Below are 22,428 nucleotides of genomic sequence, written 5' to 3' on the forward strand. Positions count from 1 at the left end.
GCTCGAACACAGGAACTGCGAGGTAGGAGGAGCATGCGATGACGTAACCCCATCAACAGGTTCCAGCCGAGGTCTGCGAGAGGATGAGACGAGATGGAGGTTCGGTCTTCCCGGCGCATGCGAACACTGGTGACCCAAATGGCCCAATCGAGGCCTGTCCGCTAATGAGAACGCACGCGCGCTGATATCCATGATGGCCCGGAGAAAATGCTCCAATCAAAGGCCGGATACATTGATGCAAGACCACTCACCACCTGATCGACGAACCTCTTGCTACGCACGGCCGGACCATACATTTTGGGTCAAAAGGCGAAAATGCTGGACCTCTTTGCGTAGGTCTGCTCCACCCCGAGAAGCGGCATTTAAGTACACGCCTGCCGGCGATCCAAGTCGAAACACCGCCCTAATATATTGAGACGCTTACGGGTCACTTTGTCCATCGCATCGGCGAAGCCAAATCTCCCGCCAATAGGTGAGTTCGCAGCGCGAGCACCCCCCCATGCCAAAGCCCATGTAGGAGCATCCGCAAGTCGAGTCCTCGAGACACACCGTATTGCGGAGCTGCCTCATCTGTCCCGTCCCATCGACAATTATTCTGTCGATCCGCCCCTTCACCCGACGCCGAACGCCGCACAATCGACGCATGTCAGGCGAGAACCACAGCCCGCGATTAAGCCCGTGCTCGTCCAAGGTCTCAATGATGCTCTGCATCGATTTCACTTCGGCCCATTCACCGGGCCGGAGGTTCAGGCTTTCCTCCGGCGTGGACTCGCTGCTTCCGCGCGGATACTCGCCGATCAACATCCGACGAATTTTCAGAAATAGCCATATTCCAGTGTATTGTAACATCTGCAGGGCGGTGAAATTGCGTGCCGGGAGTCCGCTCAAAAGTCTTCCTAATTTTTGCCATCGCGAGAGGGGGTCGGTGGCTTTCAACAATTCACTAGCCTGACAATAGTAGGCCTTCAGTCCGATCGACACTTTGAGGCGGGTTCGTAATCGATCCAAACTTCGCAAATCGACCTGCGATTGAGTTGCCGTGTCTTCGACTTTTCTGAGCCAGGCTTCGCGCCAGAAAATTACGCACGCCTTCTGACAACCATCGTGGGCGGCGCCGGAGCAGCGGACGCCATCGAGGGTGACGATGTCATCGCCTCTGAACGCCCGTGGCGAGCTTGCTGAGACGCATACCGGAAATGCTCGTCTTGAGACCCTAAATCTTTGCCCACAAAATTGTGCCATTTCCGGCATGAACGGCAGATGGTCCACTGCGCCGTGGGCATCCAGGGTTTGCAGGATTTCGTCCGGCGCCTTCACTTCCACGAGGTCGCCGCGGTAAAGTCTCTTGGTTGGTTGGTTCATACCTCACCTCAAGATTGTCTGGGCGTTCGCGAGAATCCATAGGCTCGCAGCTCTGCTACGAGCTTTCGCCTAGCCCTAGCTCGTTGCGCTGGCGGCCAATGAAGCGTCGCGACATGGCGGCCACGCATTCGGCCCGATGATCGCCAATGTGCCGACGTGCGATATCGTCGGGACCATTTTGGCGGTGGTCGCTCTTTAGGAACGCGCTGGTCTGTCAATTGAAAGTGGAAGCCTCAGTTTCAACGAGCCATCCGCTTGGCGCTCGAATAAGCGCATCGCGTCACCGCTGCACGGGCTTGCCTCCTTGCCTTGCCCGTTGTGCGGCACTGGGGCGTAGCAAAAATAACCTTGTCGTCCTTCCTCGCCTCGACGACCGCCAGTTCACGTGCCATCGAGTCGTTGAAGCGAGAAACCGGCCATCCGGTTTCTGAACTGCGCACGCTCAAGACGAGTGGTGTGGCATTATGCCGCCCGAAAGCGGCATTATGCCGTCTTGAAAATTCCAGGACAGCAGTCAGCCAGAAGTGCGCGCCTGCGGCAATATGTCGTAGTGGGTACTCAAGAAGGATATTGAGTTTTGTCCCGTGACGATCCCTAGCGCTCTGGAAGCTGTGCATCATCCATCCGGCATAGGGTGCATGTGGTTCTTGCTCCTGATCCCGAACTTGCAACGACAGCCGACAGTCGCTTTGCGGAAGAACAACTCGCCAGGAAGTCACGACCAGGAGACATGAAACGCCGTGCTGCCGACATGCTCAATGGCCAAAGCAAACGAGCCGAGAGCATTCTTGATCCTAAAAATCGAGGCGCCCTTAATGCAGTCGGTAAATCTGGCTTAGCGCCTGAAATACGACCTAAGCGAGCGAGCAATTCTCGTTCTCGCTAGGAACTCCACGAGCACAGGAGAATCGTAACGGGATCTTCCCCGGATGGGGAAAATGCCATGCGATACGTTGTGTATGCAGTCGATTCGTCCGGCGTCGCGCGCGCGGTGTATGAAATCGACAGTCCTGCGGACGAAACCGCCAAAAAACGAGCCGAGAAGTTGCTCGATGCTCACCCTGCTGTTGAGGTTTGGAACGGTCCGCGAAGAATTGCCCGTCTGGCGCGTGAGACGTCGGACTGACCGCGCGGTCTTAGCCGTACCGGTAATTTCCCGCCGCCGTGTGTCGCCTGAGCGCGCACGACGTACGAGCGCCATCGCCCCCACAACTTCAGATTCGTGGCCGCTGACGGGCCGACATGCGATGCTGACGGCATATTCGCGTCTCGGAGGGAAAGCCCGATGCGCCTTCTATTGCCTTATTTCGGAATTGGTCTGTGCGCCTCGCTTTCGGCGTGGCTATCGGTGATGTTGCTTTATTGACGCGGGAACAGCTCCGCGCCTGGCGGCAGAAACCGTACATAGGTGCCGCTTTCGTGCAGCTCCAGCCAACCCTGCTCGATCGCGTATTCGATGCCGGCGCCGAACCCCGGCGTTGCATCCCGACTTCGAGACGAACGGCCCGTTGATCTTCAAGCTTGCTCGAGCCTGTCCTATCTCCGCTCTCAAGGGCAAACCGGGCGTCGGTTCAGCTTAGGGCCTGCCGCAGCTTCTGTGTCTCGTTTGGACGACAATCAGGTCCCAAGGGTCATCGCAGACCTCAATGCTGCCGCGCGTGCGGTTCGTTCTTCGCCTGACCGAAAAATTGATCGGTCAGGCGGCGGGGACGCTTACCTCTCGTGGGGCAGCAGGAGGATGGCGCCGCGCGATCAAGGACCTGAGCTTGTTGACCGCGCGGACGGCAAAACCGAGCCCCAACGGATTGGTCGCACGGAAGAAGGCCACCTTTTTCACATAACCCTCGACATGCCATTTGGCGTGGGAACCGTTGCGGAAAAAGATTACGTCACCAACGTCGTAGCGCTTCGGCGGCATGCCGTCGCTCTCTAGTACGATCGATCCTTCGAGGATCACGATGGTCTCATCGACATCGTAGTACCAGTTGAACTTGCCTTCGGTGCAGGACCAGATCAGGGTGCGGGCCGCGCGATCCGTGCTGATCGACAGCGTGCAGGCGCGGGCTTCCGGATTGCCTTCAATGATCCAGGATGGCTCGATCGGCGATGGTTTAAGATCCACATTGCAATGACTGGTTTCAATAAGCGCGAGCGGCATTAGTCTCCCCCCGAACTGAAAAGATCATCCCGGCGTTACCAGTTGCCAAGTTTCCGGGACCTTCAAAGTCAGTTTTCCGCAACGAATGTGAAGAGGCTACTTTGTCGCAAGACTCGAAAGAGGTACCTCCTGCCCGGCGCAGATTGGCAGAGACTGCCGGGCCTCGACCGAAACGCTCTTCCGCCAACCGACCAACTTCCGGCTTCGGGCGCCTGGATTACTCAGCCGCCGCCAGTCGGCCAATCCGTAGCTCTCCGCCGGCATGCCGGACCACTACCACAGCCGCCCGAGAAGGCGGCAGGCAATGCACGGCGACTGAGGCGAGCCGTCACACCTGCATGGTGGGCGCGACCGAGGCGCGCGGACAGGTTTCACGCGGCAGCCGCCGAGGCGACTCGCGGCCGGCGACGGCCGAGCAGAACCAGGATCAGCACGGTCGCGCAGGAAAACACCAGGGTCAGGCCCAGCGCGGCGCGGCCGCCGAACTGGGTGAGCAGAGCGGCAAGGAGCGGCGGCGAGATCGCTGAGGCCAGATTGAGCGGCAGCGCGATCATCGACATCGCCTTGGCGAACTCGGCCTGGTCGTAGAACACGAGCGGGATGGTTGCCCGCGCCACCGCCATCGCGCCGCTGCCGGCGCCATAGAGCAGGATGAAGACCGCGACCGCCCAGGTCGCCCCCTCGCTCAGCATCAGCAGCAGCATGGCGACGGGGAGCGCCGTGCCGGCGACAAGCCCGGTCGTGATTCCGTCCCACCGCCCCCCACCGAGGAAGTCCAGTCCGCGGGCGCTGACCTGGATCACGCCGAGCATCGAACCGAAGGCGATGGCCTGGGCCGGCGCCAGCCCTTCCGCCCGCAGCAGCTCGATGAGCACGGCGCCGAGACCAAAATTCACGAAGGCGTTCAGCGTGATCGCGATGACGACCAGATTGAAGGTGCCGCGCGGAATCGCAGGCGCATCGGAGGGTTTTGCAGCCGAGCCGCCTTCGTCCTTCACACTATTCCGGCGCGGTGCGCCGAAGACGTAGAGCGGAAGCGAGACCAGGATCAGCATGGCGGCGTAGACGAGACAGGTGCCCCGCCAACCGAAATGGCCGCTGAGAAACGAGGTGGTCGGCCAGAAGATGCTGCTGGAGAGGCCGGTCACCAGCATCAGCGCGCCGATGGCGTTCTTGGCCTGGCGCCCGGCAACCTCATTGAGCATGATATAGGCACCGGTCGACAGCGTGGCGCTGCCGCCCATGCCGAGAATGACCCAGGCCACGAAATAGAGCATCGGCTCGCGCGCGAAATACAGAACGACGTAGCCCGGCACGGCAACAACAGTGCCCACCATCATCACCTTGCGTGCGCCGTGCCGCGCAAACGCCTTGGCGAGCCAGGGCGCGCACAGCCCCATGGTGACATAAAGCGTGGAGGTGCCCGCAAACACCATCGGCAGGCTCATGCCGAGATCGGCCGCAAGGTCGCGGCCGACGATGGGCGGAAGGCCGATCGTTCCCCATCCGATGAGCTGGGTGATTGCAAGCACCAGCAGGACCCCGATGAGCCTGCCGTCAGATTTCAAGAACCGCATTCCAAACGTCGCCTGCCCGGCAGGCGCAGATCGCGCCTGTGGCACTCGTCTTACCCGGAGACTCAGCGCACGGGAACGCCGGCCGCCGAATGGCAGAAGGCAGCCGGAAGCATGTCAGGACGAGGCAGCAGCCCCTACCGCACGATCCCGAGCAGGGATCGCGCCTCGGCCGCGGTCGCGACGCGCCGGCCGTGGCGGGTGACAGCTTCACAGGCGAGGGCCACGAGCTCCGCATTGCTGGCGGCCAGCCGCGTCTTGTCGATCCTGATATTGTCCTCGAGCCCGGTGCGAACCGCGTCCGCGCCGCGCGCGAGGGCCCAGCCCATGACCTCGGCCTGATGGCGTCCGATCCCGGCCGCGGTCCAGGTCGCTTGCGGGATCAGCCGCTTCAGCTCCCCCAGGAGGATGTCGAGGACATGTTCGTCGGCCGGCATCGCGTTCTTGACGCCCATGACGAACTGCACGTGCGGTCGCTGGTCGATCAGCCCCGCCTCGATCAGGCGGCGGGCGCCATGCAGATGCGACAAATCGAAGATCTCGATTTCCGGCCGAATCCGATCCGCCTTCATGCTGGTGGCGAGGGTCTCGACCAGGGCGGCGCTGTTCTCGTAGACAATCGTCGGAAAGTTCACCGATCCCGTGGACAGCGAAGCCATGTCCGGCCTCAGATAGAGCGATGATCCACGCGCCGAAGGATCGCGGCCCCGCCCGCCGGTCGAGAATTGAACGATCATCCCCGGACAATGCTTCCTGATCCCCTCCTGCACCAGGGCAAAACGCTCCGGGTCGGAGGACGGCGTCTCGTCGTCATTTCGAACATGGATATGGGCAAGCGTGGCACCGGCCTCGAAGGCCTGTTGCGTCGACTCGATCTGCTCGGAGGGCAGGATCGGCACCGCGGGATTGTCCTTCTTGCGTGGAACGGAGCCGGTGATAGCGACGGCAACGACAACGGGGTTCATCCCTAGACCTCATGATGATCGCGCTCGCGCGCCCAAAAACTGGAATCGACTCGTAACGCATGGAGCCCTGCCGCTGCAAACATCATCGATCGCAGCGGCAGGTTTCCTTGCGTGCCCGTCAGGTCGGAATTGCGGATGCACCGCTCACCGCTTGCGCGCGCTTCCGTTCATAGTCTGCCCGCACCATCGGAACGGCCTCGGGATTACCGAGATCGTCAATGCTGATCCGATAGGTCTCCCGGGCCGTGACGGCCGCCAGCGCCGCGATGACCGTGATGCCGAAGGCGATCGCCCCCACCGTCAACGGAATGTTGGCCGAGCCGGGAGGCGCCACGGTCGCAAACAGGGCGGGAAGCAATGCGGTGATGGTCGTTCCGATGTTCTGCGAGATCGCCATCGCCGACACCCGGGTGCGCGTCGGAAACAGCTCCGGGTAAAAGCTCGGGAAGATCGCGTTGTAACCCTGATAGACGACGCCCCACATCAGGAGCGACAGCAGGATCGCGAGCGGCACGTTCTTGATGCTGATGGCGTAGAGATAGCCGAAGGCGAGCAAGCCGGAGAGCAGCGCGCCCACGATGATCGGAGGCTTGCGGCCGACCTTGTCGGAGAGATTGCCGACGAAGGGGATCACGAATATGGCCAGCATGTTTCCGAGGACGGGGATCCACAGATAGACGTCCTTGGCAAAACCGATGCCATAGGCCGGCTGGACCGCGTAGGCCGCACCGAAGATGGTCGCAACGACGGGAATGACGTTCATCAGGGCCATGCAGATGACCCTGAGCATGTCGCGCCAGCTCAGCTTGATGGCCTGAACGATGGGCGACCGCGGCGTTTCTCCGCGCTCTCCCTCGCGGGCGAACGCAGGGGTTTCGTCGACTTCGCGGCGAATGATGTAGCCTGCGACGATGACGAAGAAGCTGAGCAGGAAGGGAATCCGCCAGCCCCAGCTGTTGAAGGCCTCGGTCGGCATATAGGCCGCCAGCGGCAGGAAGACGGCGGCCGCGAGAATTTGTCCGGCCTGCACGCCCTGAAGGGCGAAGCTTGCATAGAAGCCCCGCCGACCGAACGGCGCGTGCTCCAGAATCATCGAGCTCGCGCCGGAGATTTCACCGGCCACGGCAAATCCCTGCACGAGGCGCAGGATGACGAGCAGGATCGGCGCCAGGATGCCGACCTGGTGATAGGTCGGCAGAAAGCCAACGGCCATGGTCGAGATGCCCATCAGGAACATGCAGACGATGAGAACAGTCTTGCGGCCATGGGTGTCGCCCCAATGTCCGAGGACGAAGGCGCCGATCGGCCGGGCCACATATCCAACACCATAGGTCGCCAGCGATGCGACGATGGCGACGGTGGGATTCTCCGACGGGAAGAATATCTGCGGGAAGATCAGCGACGCGGCGGTCGCGTAGATGAAGAAGTCATAGTATTCGAGAGCCGACCCGATCCAGCCGCTCGCAGCAGCCTTCCTGGACTGACTCATGCCGTGGATCGCGCGGGTCGTGACCATTTCAAAATTCCTCCCTGGTTTGTTGACGTCCCGTTGGCGGGCTTCGTTGAAAATTGGGCAGCACTCTCCGGGCGCTCTGCGGAGCTTCGCGAGCGCTGGTCACTGCCGATGGGTATCTGATTGGTCGCGACAATAGGCTTTCGCTGGGCTAACACAATTACCCAGTTATGCGATAAACCTAACATGATGTTATGTGCGTCGCGGACAGGCCGTGACGCCGGCGCAGGCGCGGCTCAGCGACGGGCACTCCGAGCCCTGAACGACCCTTCATGGCGCGCGCACATGTCTCCGCGATTTGCGAAATCGCAGGCGCCGAGATGACGATTGGGATTTCGAGCGGCGTGGGCCGGATGATCGCGTGAGTGGCCGGCCCCAATTCGCGTTTCGTTCGTGGTCCCGGGGGCGCTCAGGCTGGGTGGCCGGGATCGAGGTGCTCGGCGTCTTCTTGTCCCTAGCTCCCGAGCGCGTTCTCGCCCGCTTCGCGGCCGGGGACACTGACATGGACCTCATGGCCCTGGCGCAGCGCCAGCGAGGCGGCCGCCACCGCTGATTCGAATGCCGATTCCTTGGTGGCATATTTGCCGTTGATGTTGCCGTCGTGCAGCACGCCCCATTCGTCCTTGACCGGTACGATCGCATATTGAGCAAGGCCCATCGTCAATCTCCTATCGCTGCGTGAGCTGCGGATGCGCCGCGCGCCTGGTTGTCGAGGAAGCCGGTGACGACGTCCTGCAGCGCGCCGATGAAGCACGCGATCGGGATCGGCACCAGCATCGGATGAATCGGGTGGCCCGCGATTTGCGCGGTGGTGCGCACGCGCAGGTCTTGCTGCACGGTCGGCCTCGTGTGGCTTTTCGCCCTGCCCGACCGGCCAACTCGTGCTTGTGGCGAAGGTTCCTACTCTTGCGCCGTCACCGGCGCTACGGCCTGATACGCCGCATAGGCGCGCTTCAAGCCATCGTGAAGCGAGGTCGTCGCGCGCCAGCCGAGTTTCGTGAGGCGGCTGACATCGAGCAGCTTGCGCGGCGTGCCGTCGGGCCGCGAGGTGTCGAAGGAGATCTCGCCGCGGTAGCCGACGACCTCGGCAACGACGCGCGCGAATTCGGCGATGGTGATGTCCTCGCCGCTGCCGATGTTGATCAGCTCGGCAGCCGAATAGGTCTTCATCAGGTGCACGCAGGCATCCGCCATGTCGTCGACATAGAGGAACTCGCGCCGCGGCGTGCCGGTGCCCCACACCACGACGCTTCCGGCGCCCGCAACCTTGGCCTCGTGGAAGCGGCGGATCAGCGCGGCGACGACGTGGCTCATTTCGGGATGATAATTGTCGCCGGGGCCGTAGAGATTGGTCGGCATCACGTTGATGAAGTCGCATCCATATTGGCTGCGATAGGCCTCCGCCATCTTGATGCCGGCGATCTTGGCGATCGCATAGGGCTCGTTGGTCGGCTCCAGCGGGCCCGACAGCACCGAGTCCTCGCGCAGGGGCTGCGGCGCCAGTTTCGGATAGATGCAGGAGGAGCCGAGGAACATCAGCTTCTCGGCGCCGTTTTGATGCGCGGCGTGGATCACGTTGGCCGCGATCGCGATGTTGTCGTAGATGAACTCTGCGCGCAGCGTGTCGTTGGCAACGATGCCGCCGACCTTGGCCGCGGCGAGGAACACGACCTGCGGCCGCACCTTTGCGAACCAGTCGAACACGGCGGCCTGGTTGCAGAGATCGACCTCGCGACGGTCCACCGTGACGAGCTTGACATCCTCGTGTGCGAGCCGGCGCACCAGCGCGCTGCCGACCATGCCGCGATGGCCGGCGACGTAGACGCTCTTGCCCTTCAGCTCAAACAGAGCGTTTGCCATGGGCAGCGTCCCGCTTCGCCTCGGCCAGATCGTTTGCCATCATCTCCTCGACGAGCTGGGCAAAGCTCCGCTTCGGCTTCCAGCCGAGCACCTCGCGCGCCTTGCTGGCATCGCCGATGAGGAGATCGACCTCGGTGGGGCGGAAATAGGTCGGATCGATCTTCACCACCGTCTTGCCGCTCTTGGCATCGACACCGGTCTCCTCGACGCCTGCGCCACGCCATGCGATGCGCCGGCCGACCTGCGCGAACGACAATTCGACCATCTCCCGCACCGAGCGCGTCTCACCGGTGGCGAGTACGAAGTCGTCGGGCTTGTCGGCCTGGAGGATCTTGTGCATGCCCTCGACATAGTCCTTGGCATGCCCCCAGTCGCGCTTGGCCTCGAGATTGCCGAGATAGAGCGTCTCCTCCAATCCCACCTCGATGCGGGCGACGCCGCGCGTGATCTTGCGGGTGACAAAAGTCTCGCCGCGGATCGGGCTCTCGTGGTTGAACAGGATGCCGTTGGAGGCGAACATGCCGTAGGCCTCGCGGTAGTTCACCGTGATCCAGTAGCCGTAGAGCTTGGCGACGCCGTAAGGAGAGCGCGGATAGAACGGCGTCGTCTCCTTTTGCGGGATCTCCTGCACGAGGCCGTAGAGCTCGGAGGTCGAGGCCTGGTAGAACCGCGTCTCCTTCTCCATGCCGAGGATGCGGATCGCTTCCAGCAGCCGCAGCACGCCGATCGCGTCGGCGTTGGCGGTGTATTCCGGGCTCTCGAAGCTCACGGCGACGTGGCTCTGGGCGGCGAGATTGTAGATCTCGGTCGGCCGGATCTGCTGCACCAGGCGAATCAGATTGGTCGAGTCCGTCATGTCGCCGTAATGCATCAGGAACGGCACGTTGCCGACATGGGGATCCTGATAGAGGTGATCGACCCGCGCGGTGTTGAACGAAGACGAGCGCCGCTTGATGCCGTGCACGACATAGCCGAGCGACAGCAGATATTCGGCGAGATAAGCGCCGTCCTGGCCGGTCACGCCGGTGATGAGAGCGATCCGCTCAGTCATTGCTATCCCGATCTCCTGGTACCCATTGGCGGGGGCGGTCCGCGCGTTCGTGGCCGTCGATGTGACGCCCTTCTTTGACAGAACGGCCGCCCCGGTCAACTCGTACAGGACGCAATGGAGATTGGAGCGGGTGAAGCGCTCCGGCTCAGTTCGCAGATCCAATTTTTATAAGCAATTACAACAGGTTACGACGTTCCCGTTTCATCGGGCGCTTCCCCCATCCAAACACACCGCTCTGAAGTTGCTTCATTGTGCGGCGATGCAGCCGGCGTTTGATCGACGCCAAACAGACGCCAACCAAACGGCATTTGCTGCTCCCGAGCGATGGCGATCGGGCGACCGTTGGGATCATGCGGCGTGGCGGGAGATCCTGACCACCCCTCTTGTATGCCGGTCCGGGGCGAGAAGTGACCGCGCTCCGATTTAGCCAGAGGAGGGATCTGCCGAATTTCCGCATGCTCGGCACGGATCCTCGAATGGAATGGAATTCGGGAATTATTCGTCGTCCGACGTCTTCACGGTGGACCCCTTCCCACGGCGGAGCTTTCTGATGAATGCCGCGATCGCATCGTAAGCTTGCAGCAACGGCGGGCTCAGAGAAAAGAAGGTGCCGATCGCGATTGCAATGATTGCATGACGAAGCGAAAAACCCTCGTCCTCTTCCAGCTGGCTATTCGGATTGATCAATGCGGGTGACAGCCCGCTCTGTCCTCTCTCGCCAGTCGGCCTCCGCGACTTCCGCGGAGGGATCATGATCACGACGAAGAGAACATTGATGAGCAGCCAAATGCCGAGAATAATAAGCAGAGTACGCATCGGAAATCCGAAGAATATAAACGGAAAGAAATAGCCACGTCACGCCTGCGTACATTCGTTCACGCTTCCGTCACAATCATCTAGGTGCCTTGCCGGACGCAAGCAAAAAGCGCGCATTCCTCCCCCTCAAGAGCGTGCAGCCTCGACAGCCGGAGAGCGCTCGGCAGGCACCGCGCTGTTTCAACCAGACGGCTGATACCGGACGGTGGTCGGCACTCATATGGGCGCTTGCCGCCACACCACGGGGGCCGCGGAACCGACGGACGAAGCAGCGCTAACGCTCGGCGGGCTCATTCGGACGATGGGTTGAGCCCGAAGCCCGGTTTCTGTTCCCCAGCACAGAATCGTCGGTCGGCGGAACAGCACCTCATGCGGCATCGTGGATCGACAACAACCTCAGAGGTAAAACGGCACGGGGGGAAACCTGACCGCGCTCGAGGTCGACGCCGCTCCTCATCCGAAAAGAGGGGTATTATTGCACCTGTGTTATGCCTCCGACGTGGCATAAATGCGACAACCCCGTACATTTGCTCAATTTTCCCGCATTGTGCCTAGCTTGTCGCTGCAGTCCTTGAGAGACTTCGGGCAATTTCATGGGGGACCCCGCGACCGAATTCCGGAAACGGGCGGAGGTAAAATTGCTCAAGCACATTCTCGTTTTCACAGCATTTGCACTGGTTCCGTGCGGCGGCGCGTCCGCCGAACCGTTCTCGATCAATGACGCGTTGAAACAGGCCGTCCGCACCAATCCCGGGGTCGGTGAAGCGTCGGCCAACCGCCGCGCAACCGAGAGCGAGCTTCGCCAGACCCAGAGCACGCTGCTTCCGCAGGTGCGCGTAGAAGCGCGCTGGGGTCCCGAAAAATTCGACCAGAGCGCTGCCGTGTTAACCGGCACCGCCCTGCCCGTCCCGGTCGCCGGAAGCGGCTCATGGCGAAACGGATCGCAGGAATCCGTCGTCGTCCGGCAGGTCTTGTTCGACGGCTTCGCCTCGATTCACGACATCTGGCGGCAGACGGCGCGCGTCAACGCAGCGGCTTTCCGCGTTCGCGAGCGTACCGAATTGATCGCTCTGGACGCAGCGGAAGCCTATGTCGACGTCGTGCGCTATTTGCGACTGGTCACGCTCAGCGAGCAGAACGTCGTCACCCACGAGAAGATATTCGCCAACGTCAACACGCGCTTTTCCGGCGGACGCGCCGGTGAAGGCGATCTCGAACAGGCCCGCGAACGGGTCGAAAATGCCCGCGCGGCGCTCGCCGAATTCCGCCGGAGCCTGGAAGAGTCCCGCGCCAAGTTCCGCAAGGTCGTCGGACTTGAGCCCATCAATCTTCGCTTCCCGGGACCGCTGGGCGGCTTGCCGACGACCCGCGACGAGGCCCTTGCAACCACGGTACGGTTCAACCCGACCATTCAGGCCGCGCAGGCCGACGCCGACGCGGCAAAGCATGCATTTCGCGTGACGGACGGCGCTTTTGTTCCGACCTTCTCGCTCGAGGGCCGTGCGACACACAACGACAATACGTACCCCTATCTTGGCGTTACGCACGACGACTACAGCGGCAAGGTTGTCATGTCCTGGGATGTCTTCCGCGGCGGTCAGGATGTCTGGCGACGGTCGGAGATGTCCGAGCGCTACGTCGAAAGTACTGCGCGGCATGCACGCCTTCAGCGCGATGCAATCGAATCCATCGACAAGGCCTGGGCAGCGCGGACGGTCACCGTGACACGAATCGCCGCGCTGACGCGGCAACTCGAGGCTGATCGCAAGACGATTGCGGCATTCCAGAAGGAATATGAGCTTGGCCAGCGTTCGCTGATCGACCTTTTGAATGCCCAGAACCAGTATTTTAACACGTTGGTTTCGTTGACTTCGGCTCGCGGCGTCGTGGTGTTCGCCGACTATCAACTTTTGGCCGCCATGGGCACGTTGCTCGAATATTTGAAAGCTCCGCCGCCCGTCGATGCAGCGCCGATGGATCTTGGGATCTTCGCAACGCCCGACTACAGGGCGCCGACGCTCCGCGTGAAGCTGCCCCAGACCGGCTCCGAGCCGCTGAACGTCCCGGTGCCTGCACCGGAACGGGTTACCGCCCGTCTGGGCTACGCGAGCGAAGCGCCCGAACCTGAGGCGTTCAAGGATCGATGGCCGTCGCGTTCCAATCAGCCGACCCTGCTGGGAGCATCCGAATGGATCACGCAGCAGCGAAGCACCGGCGATCCGGTCATACTGCACACCTCTCCCGTTACCGCGTACGCGGCCGATAGAAAGCCGCACTGGCTGGCGACGGCATTCGAGCCAGCTCAGAGATAATGCCAGTTCCGCAAGTACAGTCGGGTCCGTGATCGGCGAAAGGCGGTTCGAAGATTAACCTTTAGTTGTGCTTTTGCCGATTTACCAAATGATTCCGTGCGTTTTCCGCTATGCTGGAATGACGGTTCGCTTTTCGCTCCGCATCATTTCATTTTGGACATTCGCATTTGTTGTTTCGAGCATCCGAGTCAACGCGCATGCATGGCCACCCCGTTGCGGAGCGAGCCGTTGCGTCTGAACCGAAGCAAGCGACAGGTCGTCCCGAAAGCGACGACCCACTTGCATCATCGCTCATTTACCTGGCGTCGTACCACGGCCGTGCCGTTAGCCGCGAGGCACTGCTAGGCGGCCTGCCGATCCTCGATGGTCGGTTGTCAGTTCCCCTCTATGACCGTGCAGCTCAGCGCGCGGGCCTCCAGACCGAAGCCGTCAAACGCGACATTGCCGATATCCCCGCGCTGGTGCTGCCGGCCGTCCTTATCATGAAGAATGGGACGACGCTGATCCTGCTGGAATTCGACAAATCCGGAAGCAATGTCAAAGTCCTCAATCCGTCCCTGACGGCCGGTCTCCCCGAGCTTCACGCGATCCAGGCCATCTCGGCCGACTACACCGGATACGCATTCTTCGTCAGGGCGGCGGTCGAGAGCAACGCACGCGCCGTCGCTGCAGGCGATCTGCCGCGAAGCCATTGGTTCTGGTCGGTGGTGAAGTTGCATTGGCGCAGCTACGGTCACATCGCGCTTGCAGCCTTCCTGATAAATATGCTCGCGCTGGCGACGCCCCTCTTCACCATGAGCGTCTACGACCGTGTCGTCCCCAATGGCGCGCTTCCTTCGCTGATTGCCCTGTCGATCGGAATGGGGCTCGCGATTGCGTTCGACTTCATCTTCCGGACGGTTCGCAGCCGCATGATCGATGTCACCGGCAAGACGATCGACGTCATCCTCGCTGCCAACATTTTCGAGCACGTGATGGGCGTGAAGATGGCGCAGCGCCCCGCTTCGGTGGGCATCCTCGCCAATCAGTTGCGCGACTTCGATTCAGTGCGCGAGTTCTTCACGTCCGGCAGCGTCGTGTCCGCGACGGATCTGCTGTTTGCCATGCTGTTTGTCGGGATCCTCTTTGTGATCGCCGGGCCGCTGGCCTGGATACCCCTGGTGATGTTGCCGGTGATGCTCCTGATCGGCGTGGCACTGCAGCGCCCGCTGGACCGGGCCATGAAACGCCAGCAGGCCGAAGCTGCGGCGCGTCATGGCGTGCTGGTCGAATCGCTGTCCGGCCTCGAGACGATACGCGCGACCGGCGCCGAAGCCCGCATGCAAACGGCCTGGGAGCGATCCGTCGCAGCAACGGCCCGCTCGGGCGAAGACGTCCATTTCTGGGCCTCGCTCGCGCTGACGAGCGCCAATACGGCCCAGCAGCTCACCAGCCTCGCCCTGATCGTCGTCGGCGTATTCCTCATACTCGACGGCAAGCTCACGGTCGGAGCGCTGGTGGCGGCAAACATGCTGGCGGGGCGTGTTCTGGCACCGATCGCCGGGATCGCGTCGGTGATCACGCGCGGAACGCAGACGCTGAGCTCGTTGAAGGCCATCGATCGCATCATGTCGCTGGAGCGCGAGCGATCCCCTACGCGTGCCTATGTCTCGCGACAAATCCGTGAAGGCGCGATCGCTTTCGACGGCGTCAGCTTCACTTACCCCAATGCGCCCGGCAAGGCCCTCGACAAGGTATCCTTCAAGATCGAAGGTGGCGAGAAGGTCGGCATCATCGGACGCATCGGATCCGGCAAGACGACTGTGGGGCGGCTCCTGCTCGGATTCTATGAGGCGCAGGAGGGCCGTATCCTCGTCGATGGTGTCGATTCGCGGCAATACGATCCGTCCGACCTGCGGTCCGGGGTTGGCTTTGCGATGCAGGACACCGAGCTGTTCTTCGGAAAGCTGCGCGACAACATTGCGCTGGGCAAACCCGAGGCAACCGACGAGGAAGTGCTGGCCGCCGCACGCTTGGCGGGCGTCGAGACGTTCATCGCGGGCCATCCCATGGGCTACGACATGCCCATTTCGGAAGGCGGCCGGAGCCTCTCCGGCGGCCAGAAGCAGGCGATCGGCCTTGCGCGGGTGCTCATCAGGAAGCCGCGGATATTGTTTCTGGACGAACCGACCGCCCATTTCGACATTCGCAGCGAAGCCGAATTTCTCGAGCGCCTGAGGGCGCTGCGCGAAGAGCAGATCACCATTCTGATCTCGACGCATCGCCTCTCACTGCTGAATATGGTCGACCGCCTGCTGCTGTTCGACAACGGCCGGCTGATTGCCGACGGCCCCCGCGACAAGGTTCTCGCGCTCCTGCAGGGCAAGCCGGCGCCATCGACGCCGAGCCAGAACCCGGCAGCTGCCGAGCAACCCGCCTCACCCATGGCCAGAACCAATGTCGTCTGATTTCGCGTTTGCCAACGATGTTCGGGCCGCCGCCGCGCTTCGCGCGCCGCGGACCTCCCGCATGCTGCTTGTCGCATCCCTTGCCCTGCTCGCCACGTTCCTGGTCTGGGCTCATTTCGCCGTGCTGGACGAGGTCAAGCGAGGAAATGGCCGCGTTGTACCCGCGCGCCAGATGCAGGTGGTGCAGTCGCTCGAAGGCGGGATCGTCGGCGATATCCTGGTCCAGGAGGGATCGATCGTCCAGCAGGGCCAATCCCTGATGCGCATCGACGATACTAAGTTTGCATCCGAATTCGGCGAGATCAGGGAACGGCGGGCTGCGATGGCGGCCCGTGTCACCAGACTTGAGGCCGAAGCCAGAGGAAAGGGCGAGCTGATCTTTCCCGATCAGCTTGACCAGGTGGTGCCGTCGGCCGTGGCCACGGAAAGCAGTGTGTTCAAGATGCGCGCGCAGAAACTGGCGCAGGATGTCGACGTCCTGAACCAGCAGGTGGCCCGGCTCGGCGGCACACTCAAACTGCTGGATCGGGAGCTGGCGTTGACGCGCAAGCTGTACGAGCAAAAGGTGGTGCCGGAAATCGAGATGTTGCGGCTCGACCGCCAGGCGACCGAGATGCGAGGACAACTCGCGGAGGCGCAATCCAAGATCGCGAGCACGATCTCCTCCTTCCGCTCCCAGGCGGACGAAGATCTTGCGAAGTCCAAGGGCGATCTGGCCGTGCTCGATGAAAATATCAAATCAGCGCAGGACCGGGTCCGGCGAACCGACCTCAAGGCACCCGTGCACGGCATCGTCAACAAGCTGAACGTGACCACGGTGGGGGCGGTCGTGCAGCCCGGCGCCAACGTGATGGACATCGTTCCCCTCGACGACACACTGCTGGTCGAAGGTCGCATCAAGCCGCAGGACATCGCCTTCATCCGGCCCGGCCAGGACGCGGTGGTGAAGATCTCGGCCTACGATTCCTCAGTCTATGGCTCGCTGAAGGGCAAGGTCGAGCGGATCAGCGCCGACACGATCGTCGACGACAAGGGCGAGAAGACGCCGGAGCGCCAGGAGAGCTTCTACCGCGTCATGGTGCGGACAGAGAAGAACCACCTGGGCACGGAGCAGAAGCCGCTCCCGATCATTCCCGGCATGGTCGCGACGGTCGAGGTGCTGACCGGCGAGAAGTCGGTTCTCGATTATCTGGTGAGGCCGGCCCGCACACTGCGCGACGAAGCCCTGCGCGAGCGTTGAGGCCTCGCCAAGGTTAACAGAGCGCAAAGGTCGCGGCGACAATTTGCCGATCCCTCGAAGCGCGGGATTGACCGCCTTTGCGACAAGACCGCCGCCCTCCCCCTGATTTAACCTCGCCTAAGCGTCGCAGACCTCAGTCTCGATCCGACAACAGGATCGGGGCGTGGATCGACGCGATAGACGTTGACGACGCTCCCGGCGCAGGGGACGTCGTCTATGACACTGCATTGGGAATTGCAGCGGAAAGGCCCGTGCGCGCTTGGCGCAGCGCTGGCCGCATTGATCGTTGCCAGCGCGACATCGCCTGTCCGGGCCGATGACGCCGCGGCTCAGGGCGTCTTGGCTCAGGACGCTCAGGAAACTCTCGCACCCGGCATTGACGCAGCAGCGCGGGCACCCGCGACGTTCTTCCGCATCAACGACGTGCTGGCGAAGCTCGATGCCATGCGCGGCCGCGGGCCGAATGCAGTCCGCCTTGCGGCGCTGACGCCTTCCAACATCGCGACCGACGCGGCCCCTGAGCCGAGGCCCGCGCCGGCGAAAGGCGACGAGCCGTTTGGCCTCTTCACCTTCCGCGCGCCCGAAGGCCTGTTGTGGCAGAAATGGCGGGGCCTCGAGACCAAGCTGGCGAGGGATGCAGAGACACTGAGAGGCTGCCAGACCGACGCCGGCAACTGCCCCTCGAACGCCGCCCAGTTCCTGCGATTGATCGGCGCCGTCAAATCGAAATCGGGACGCGCAAGACTCGATGAGGCCAACCGCGCGGTCAACATGGTCGTCCGCTACGTGAGCGACTATGCGCAGCATGGCGAGGCCGATCGCTGGAGCTCGCCGCTGGAGACCTTCGCGACGGCAAAGGGTGATTGCGAAGACTATGCGATCGCAAAATACGTCGCACTGCGCGAAGCCGGATTTCCGCGCGAGGATCTCCGGCTCATGCTGGTCCGTGACCGCGCCGTGCGGCAGGACCACGCCGTGCTCGCCGCGCGCCTCGACGGGCAGTGGCTCGTGCTGGACAACCGGCGCTCCGAGCTGATCGAGGACTCGGGGGCGACGAACCTGGCCCCGCTGTTCGCCATCGACCACGCCGGCGTCCACTTGTTCGCCGCACCCTACGCTCAGCGCCAGCTATCCGGACCCGCGGAAGCAACGCCGGCTGCCAGCGACGAAGCGGCGGAATGGGGCAACGCGGACGTCGCTGCCGGCGTTGCCTGGCCCGGCGCACTCCCGCTGCTGATGTGAGACAAAGAGAAAGCGGCTCTCATCGAGCCGCTTTCCGGTACCGTCAGCGTCAGCCCAACTGCTAGGCCTGCGCGGCGTGATTCACCTGCAGATCGTTGTCAATGAACAGGCTTGCCGTCGCCGTTGCCACGGTCGAGCCTGTCGGAATCCACTGATGGAAGGCCTGCCCGCCAGTGGAGGTGAAGGTGTTGGCCGACTCGGTCCACCCCCCGGCTCCCGTCGCAAGCTGCACATCGTCGCCGGCAGAACCGACAATGAAGAGCGAATGCGCCGTCGCCGAAGTGCTGTTGGTCGCCTCAGTGATGGCGGTGACCTTGGCGATCGATAGTCCATTGAGCTCGGTTCCGTAGAGCGAACTTGCGAGCGGATCGTCGGTGATCAGGATCGATTCCAGATTGGTGAGGCTCGCACCCGACAGGTCAACTCCATAGAGATGGACACCTCCCACCGTGTGGGCATTGCCAGATGACAGCCCGTTGGCCGACGCATTGCTGATCTCCAGCGACGAGTTATAGATCGCTCCGTCATCGATGCGCAGAATGTCGAAGCCGCTGCCGCCATCGATCGTGGTCGACGGGTGGTACACCAGAATGTCGTTGCCGGCTCCGCCGTTCTCCGTGTTGCCCGGAGAACCCGCCGCATTCAGAAGGTCGGCATCATTGCTGCCCGACGCGGTCGCGTTCTTACCATCCACATACGTCATGTTGTAGGTGTTGGTATTGGCTGACGGATCCGAGATGCTGTCGCCGTTGGTGTGAGAGTCATGTGAATCCGTGCCGGTCACGCCAGCGGCATTGTTCGTCGTCATGACCGCAGTGAAACCGGCACTGACGCCGCCGCCGGTAATCCCGATCTGAGGGTGCCCAGACGCCTCGTCGATATGCGTGCCGTTGAGCGTGAAGTTGGTCACACCGATCTTTGAAGTGTCGAACGGGGCATCGAGCGAGACCAGGAAGTGGTCCGCTCCCGAGATGTTGAAACCGGCGTCCGAGGCGACGTTGCCCTGCTGGCCCTGCGCGTTGGTGATCACCAGCTGTGAGTAGGCGTCGAGCGGGTGCTCCTGGTCGACGAACGTCAAGATCATGTCCTGGGCGGTCTGGTTCGAGTTGGTGACGATCGTACCGGACAGCAGCCGCGCAGCCGGGATACCGGTCGTATCGGTGAAGGCCGCCACGTTGTCGGTGGTGAGATCGGCGTTGCTCGCGCCGACCCCACCGCCATGCAGCGTGGCCTCGGTGGCCGTCGCCGTGGCCGTGAAGTTCAGCGTGCTTGGCAGCGTGCCCGTCGCCGGCGCGGTCACCGCAAAGGTCAGATCGATGGTGGCGGTCTGGCTGGCGTTCGGATTGAGACCTGTATCCTGGGGGACGATGACATGGATGTCACCCGTCGCCGAAGCGTAGGTGTAGCTGAATGTCGTGGAGGCACCGTTGTAGGTGCCAGCGATCGTGCCGCTTGCCAGGAGGCCGGCCGTGAACCCGCTCTGGAGATGGATATCCAGCGTGTGGGTCTCCGATCCATCGTGAACGTCGCCGAACGTCGCCTTGATTTGCAGCGCTCCGGTTTCGCCGTTGCTGAAGGCCGAATTGGAATCGCTCGGTGAGTCGGTCACGAAGATCATGTGTGTCTGGCCGGCGACCACGGTCGGCATGTCCGCGACGGCGTCGACGTAGATGGTCCCAGCCGTACCCGCGCTGGTGGCGCTTATCGCGCCCTGCGCGGCGGTGGCCGTCATCGTGATGCTCGCGTCCACATCGGTGTTCAGGGGCGGCGTCATCGCCACCGAGACCGTCTCGGCCGTGCCGGCCGCGGCGCCGCTGATGTTGAAGGTCAGAACACCGCTACCGGAGTTGAAGGTTGCGGTCACAGTCGCACCGTTGACCGTGGCCGTGGATGTATCGACGCTCCAGCCCGTCAGGCCCGAAACGACGACCTGGGTGACATGCGAGCCCGCGCTGACCGGCGTAGCCGTAAACTGGAACACCTCCTGGGTGTCCTCCGGCAAGGCGACATTGCTGCCGACCGCAACGGTCGGCGCGTACACGACTGGCACCGAGGTCGTTCCGGTCGTCAGCAGCTGCTCGTATTCGCTGCCGCCGCTGAAGACTCCGGTGATGGAATCGGCGATCGACGTCTGATTTGTGATCTGCGCGTCGGTGTAGTTGGTCGTCACCGAACCGCTCGCCTGCCCGGCGACGATCGTGACGTGCTCACCGTTGGCCAGGGTCAGTACCAAATCGGTCTTTGGAGTGAACGGTGTCAGCCCGCTCGTCAGCGTCACCGTGTAGGTGACCGAGCCGCCAAACTCGGAGATGCCGGCGCTGGAGGTCGTCAAGGTGGCGGTGACGGGATCGAGCGTGTCGTTGACGTGCGCCGTCGCCGCCGCTGTCCCGACCACCAGCTTCTCGAAGTTGCCCCCGGTCGCATTGGTGATGGTCGCCGTCAGCTGGCTGGCGTCAAGGTAGACGTCCTCGCCATTGCCCGACGCAATCGTCAGCGTGCCCGTGGCCTGGCCATCGTGGATCGTGATGGCGCCCTGGTCGGTCGTGATCACCGTATCGCCGTGCGAGACGTTCGACAGCGTCGCCGTGAACACGTAGTTCGCGATCCCACCTTCCAGCACCGTCGAGGCACTCAGGTTCACCGTGGTCGGGTCGAGCGTGTCGTTGATCGTGACCGTGGCGGTGTCCGAAGTGTCGACCGCCTCGAAGTTGCCGCCCGACGTGCTGGCGATCGAAACCTGGGTCGACTGGCCATCCAGATACACATCGTCGCCCTGTGCCGCCTGCGGCGCAGACATTGCCGTGTGCTGGCCGATGCCAAAAGTGATGTCCACCCCATTGTTCAATTTCACCGTGAACGGGGTCAGCGACGCATAATCCAAATGCGCCGTATAAACGAACGTCTGGTTCTCGAGGACCACGACATCGTCCAGGGTCACGAAGTTCGTGGTGATCGTGTCGTTGACATGCGCGGTCGCCGCCGCCGTCCCGAGCACCAGGTTCTCGAAGTTGCCACCGGTGGCGCCGGTGATGGTCGCCGTCAGCTGGCTGGCGTCCAGATAGGGATCCTCGCCATTGCCCGACGCAATCGTCAGCGTGCCCGTGGTCTGGCCATCGTGGATTGTGATGGCGCCCTGGTCGGTCGTGATGAATGTATCGCCGTGCGAGACGTTCGACAGCGTCGCCGTGAACACGTAGTTCGCGCTTGTTCCCTCCAGCACCGTCGAGGCACTCAGGTTCACCGTGGTCGGATCGAGCGTGTCGTTGACGTGCGCCGTCGCCGCCGCCGTCGCAACCACAAGGTTCTCGAAATTGCCCCCGGTCGCATTGGTGATGGTCGCCGTTAGCTGGCTAGCATCAAGGTAGACGTCCTCGCCATTGCCCGACGCTATCGTCAGCGTCCCCGTGGTGTTACCGTCGGTGATCGTGATCACGCCCTGGTCGGTCGTGATGACCGTATCGCCGTGCGAGACGTTCGACAGCGTCGCCGTGAACACGTAGTTCGCGATCCCACCTTCCAGCACCGTCGAGGCACCCAGATTCACCGTGGTCGGATCGAGCGTGTCGTTGACATGCGCGGTCGCCGCCGCGGTCCCGACCACCAGGTTCTCGAAATTGCCCCCGGTCGCATTGGTGATGGTCGCCGTCAGCTGGCTGGCGTCGAGGTAGACGTCCTCGCCATTGCCCGACGCTATCGTCAGCGTGCCCGTGGTCTGGCCATCGGTGATCGTGATCACGCCCTGGTCGGTCGTGATCACCGTATCGCCGTGCGAGACGTTCGACAGCGTCGCCGTGAACACGTAGTTCGCGATCCCACCTTCCAGCACCGTCGAGGCACCCAGGTTCACCGTGGTCGGATCGAGCGTGTCGTTGACATGCGCCGTCGCCG

The 22,428-nt window shown here is 62.5% G+C and carries 16 protein-coding genes and 1 pseudogene; 5 read left to right on the forward strand and 12 right to left on the reverse strand.

Annotated features, from left to right (window positions below; genetic code table 11):
- Positions 1-420: 420 nt before the first annotated feature.
- Positions 421-1,362 carry a hypothetical protein gene (locus E4K65_RS44360; RefSeq protein ID WP_135179456.1) on the reverse strand — a complete coding sequence of 314 codons (942 nt, stop codon included), beginning with the start codon at positions 1,360-1,362 and terminating at the stop codon, positions 421-423.
- A gap of 239 nt (positions 1,363-1,601) precedes the next feature.
- A complete protein-coding gene (locus E4K65_RS44365; RefSeq protein WP_135179457.1) occupies positions 1,602-1,979 on the reverse strand; it encodes a hypothetical protein in 378 nt (125 codons plus the stop codon).
- Positions 1,980-2,305: 326 nt separating this feature from the next.
- Between E4K65_RS44365 and E4K65_RS44370 the strand changes: the two genes are divergently transcribed.
- On the forward strand, positions 2,306-2,488 hold the full coding sequence (locus E4K65_RS44370) for a hypothetical protein (protein WP_135179458.1): 183 nt from the start codon (positions 2,306-2,308) through the stop codon (positions 2,486-2,488).
- 570 nt (positions 2,489-3,058) lie between these two features.
- Here the strand turns inward: E4K65_RS44370 and E4K65_RS44375 are convergent.
- The 9 genes and pseudogenes from E4K65_RS44375 to E4K65_RS44410 all read right to left on the reverse strand — a co-directional run bounded on the left by E4K65_RS44375 (position 3,059) and on the right by E4K65_RS44410 (position 11,299).
- Positions 3,059-3,520 (reverse strand): cupin domain-containing protein, encoded by a 462-nt coding sequence (locus tag E4K65_RS44375; protein ID WP_135179459.1) that lies wholly within the window; start codon positions 3,518-3,520, stop codon positions 3,059-3,061.
- 371 nt (positions 3,521-3,891) lie between these two features.
- Positions 3,892-5,097 (reverse strand): MFS transporter, encoded by a 1,206-nt coding sequence (locus E4K65_RS44380; RefSeq protein ID WP_167771660.1) that lies wholly within the window; start codon positions 5,095-5,097, stop codon positions 3,892-3,894.
- 134 nt (positions 5,098-5,231) lie between these two features.
- Complete coding sequence (locus E4K65_RS44385) at positions 5,232-6,059, reverse strand: 3-oxoadipate:acetyl-CoA acetyltransferase (RefSeq protein WP_135179461.1); 828 nt, start codon at positions 6,057-6,059, stop codon at positions 5,232-5,234.
- Positions 6,060-6,177: 118 nt separating this feature from the next.
- On the reverse strand, positions 6,178-7,575 hold the full coding sequence (locus E4K65_RS44390; protein ID WP_135179462.1) for an MFS transporter: 1,398 nt from the start codon (positions 7,573-7,575) through the stop codon (positions 6,178-6,180).
- Between the two features lie 451 nt (positions 7,576-8,026).
- Positions 8,027-8,230 carry a hypothetical protein gene (locus E4K65_RS44395; protein WP_027549142.1) on the reverse strand — a complete coding sequence of 68 codons (204 nt, stop codon included), beginning with the start codon at positions 8,228-8,230 and terminating at the stop codon, positions 8,027-8,029.
- Positions 8,231-8,307: 77 nt separating this feature from the next.
- Positions 8,308-8,409, reverse strand: a pseudogene (locus tag E4K65_RS50140) (DUF2231 domain-containing protein); the annotation flags it as partial.
- Between the two features lie 63 nt (positions 8,410-8,472).
- On the reverse strand, positions 8,473-9,432 hold the full coding sequence (gene fcl, locus E4K65_RS44400; protein ID WP_135179463.1) for a GDP-L-fucose synthase: 960 nt from the start codon (positions 9,430-9,432) through the stop codon (positions 8,473-8,475).
- Positions 9,413-10,483, reverse strand: a complete 1,071-nt coding sequence (gene gmd / locus E4K65_RS44405; RefSeq protein ID WP_027549140.1) for a GDP-mannose 4,6-dehydratase — start codon at positions 10,481-10,483, stop codon at positions 9,413-9,415. The genes fcl and gmd overlap by 20 nt, the downstream gene beginning before the upstream one ends.
- 495 nt (positions 10,484-10,978) lie before the next feature.
- Positions 10,979-11,299 (reverse strand): hypothetical protein, encoded by a 321-nt coding sequence (locus E4K65_RS44410; protein ID WP_135179464.1) that lies wholly within the window; start codon positions 11,297-11,299, stop codon positions 10,979-10,981.
- Positions 11,300-11,892: 593 nt separating this feature from the next.
- Between E4K65_RS44410 and E4K65_RS44415 the strand changes: the two genes are divergently transcribed.
- The 4 genes from E4K65_RS44415 to E4K65_RS44430 all read left to right on the forward strand — a co-directional run bounded on the left by E4K65_RS44415 (position 11,893) and on the right by E4K65_RS44430 (position 18,540).
- Positions 11,893-13,611 (forward strand): TolC family outer membrane protein, encoded by a 1,719-nt coding sequence (locus E4K65_RS44415; RefSeq protein ID WP_135179465.1) that lies wholly within the window; start codon positions 11,893-11,895, stop codon positions 13,609-13,611.
- A 197-nt stretch (positions 13,612-13,808) separates the two neighbouring features.
- Entirely contained in the window at positions 13,809-16,058 is a 2,250-nt protein-coding gene (locus tag E4K65_RS44420) for a type I secretion system permease/ATPase (RefSeq protein ID WP_135179466.1), read from the forward strand.
- The gene (locus E4K65_RS44425; RefSeq protein ID WP_135179467.1) at positions 16,048-17,298 is read left to right on the forward strand and encodes an HlyD family type I secretion periplasmic adaptor subunit; all 1,251 of its coding nucleotides are present in this window, start codon (positions 16,048-16,050) and stop codon (positions 17,296-17,298) included. The genes E4K65_RS44420 and E4K65_RS44425 overlap by 11 nt, the downstream gene beginning before the upstream one ends.
- Positions 17,299-17,514: 216 nt before the next feature.
- On the forward strand, positions 17,515-18,540 hold the full coding sequence (locus tag E4K65_RS44430) for a transglutaminase-like cysteine peptidase (protein ID WP_135179468.1): 1,026 nt from the start codon (positions 17,515-17,517) through the stop codon (positions 18,538-18,540).
- Positions 18,541-18,601: 61 nt separating this feature from the next.
- Here the strand turns inward: E4K65_RS44430 and E4K65_RS44435 are convergent.
- On the reverse strand, positions 18,602-22,428 hold a 3,827-nt coding region (locus E4K65_RS44435), incomplete at its 5' end, for a beta strand repeat-containing protein (protein WP_209312153.1).

The sequence above is a fragment of the Bradyrhizobium niftali genome (assembly GCF_004571025.1).
Taxonomy (GTDB): Bacteria; Pseudomonadota; Alphaproteobacteria; order Rhizobiales; family Xanthobacteraceae; genus Bradyrhizobium; species Bradyrhizobium niftali.

Bases quoted from the DNA above. Each gene is read 5' to 3' on its own strand.
- E4K65_RS44360 (WP_135179456.1), bottom strand. From the start codon at position 1,362: ATGAACCAACCAACCAAGAGACTTTACCGCGGCGACCTCGTGGAAGTG.
- E4K65_RS44365 (WP_135179457.1), bottom strand. From the start codon at position 1,979: ATGCACAGCTTCCAGAGCGCTAGGGATCGTCACGGGACAAAACTCAAT.
- E4K65_RS44370 (WP_135179458.1), top strand. From the start codon at position 2,306: ATGCGATACGTTGTGTATGCAGTCGATTCGTCCGGCGTCGCGCGCGCG.
- E4K65_RS44375 (WP_135179459.1), bottom strand. From the start codon at position 3,520: ATGCCGCTCGCGCTTATTGAAACCAGTCATTGCAATGTGGATCTTAAA.
- E4K65_RS44380 (WP_167771660.1), bottom strand. From the start codon at position 5,097: ATGCGGTTCTTGAAATCTGACGGCAGGCTCATCGGGGTCCTGCTGGTG.
- E4K65_RS44385 (WP_135179461.1), bottom strand. From the start codon at position 6,059: ATGAACCCCGTTGTCGTTGCCGTCGCTATCACCGGCTCCGTTCCACGC.
- E4K65_RS44390 (WP_135179462.1), bottom strand. From the start codon at position 7,575: ATGGTCACGACCCGCGCGATCCACGGCATGAGTCAGTCCAGGAAGGCT.
- E4K65_RS44395 (WP_027549142.1), bottom strand. From the start codon at position 8,230: ATGGGCCTTGCTCAATATGCGATCGTACCGGTCAAGGACGAATGGGGC.
- fcl (WP_135179463.1), bottom strand. From the start codon at position 9,432: ATGGCAAACGCTCTGTTTGAGCTGAAGGGCAAGAGCGTCTACGTCGCC.
- gmd (WP_027549140.1), bottom strand. From the start codon at position 10,483: ATGACTGAGCGGATCGCTCTCATCACCGGCGTGACCGGCCAGGACGGC.
- E4K65_RS44410 (WP_135179464.1), bottom strand. From the start codon at position 11,299: ATGCGTACTCTGCTTATTATTCTCGGCATTTGGCTGCTCATCAATGTT.
- E4K65_RS44415 (WP_135179465.1), top strand. From the start codon at position 11,893: ATGGGGGACCCCGCGACCGAATTCCGGAAACGGGCGGAGGTAAAATTG.
- E4K65_RS44420 (WP_135179466.1), top strand. From the start codon at position 13,809: ATGCATGGCCACCCCGTTGCGGAGCGAGCCGTTGCGTCTGAACCGAAG.
- E4K65_RS44425 (WP_135179467.1), top strand. From the start codon at position 16,048: ATGTCGTCTGATTTCGCGTTTGCCAACGATGTTCGGGCCGCCGCCGCG.
- E4K65_RS44430 (WP_135179468.1), top strand. From the start codon at position 17,515: ATGACACTGCATTGGGAATTGCAGCGGAAAGGCCCGTGCGCGCTTGGC.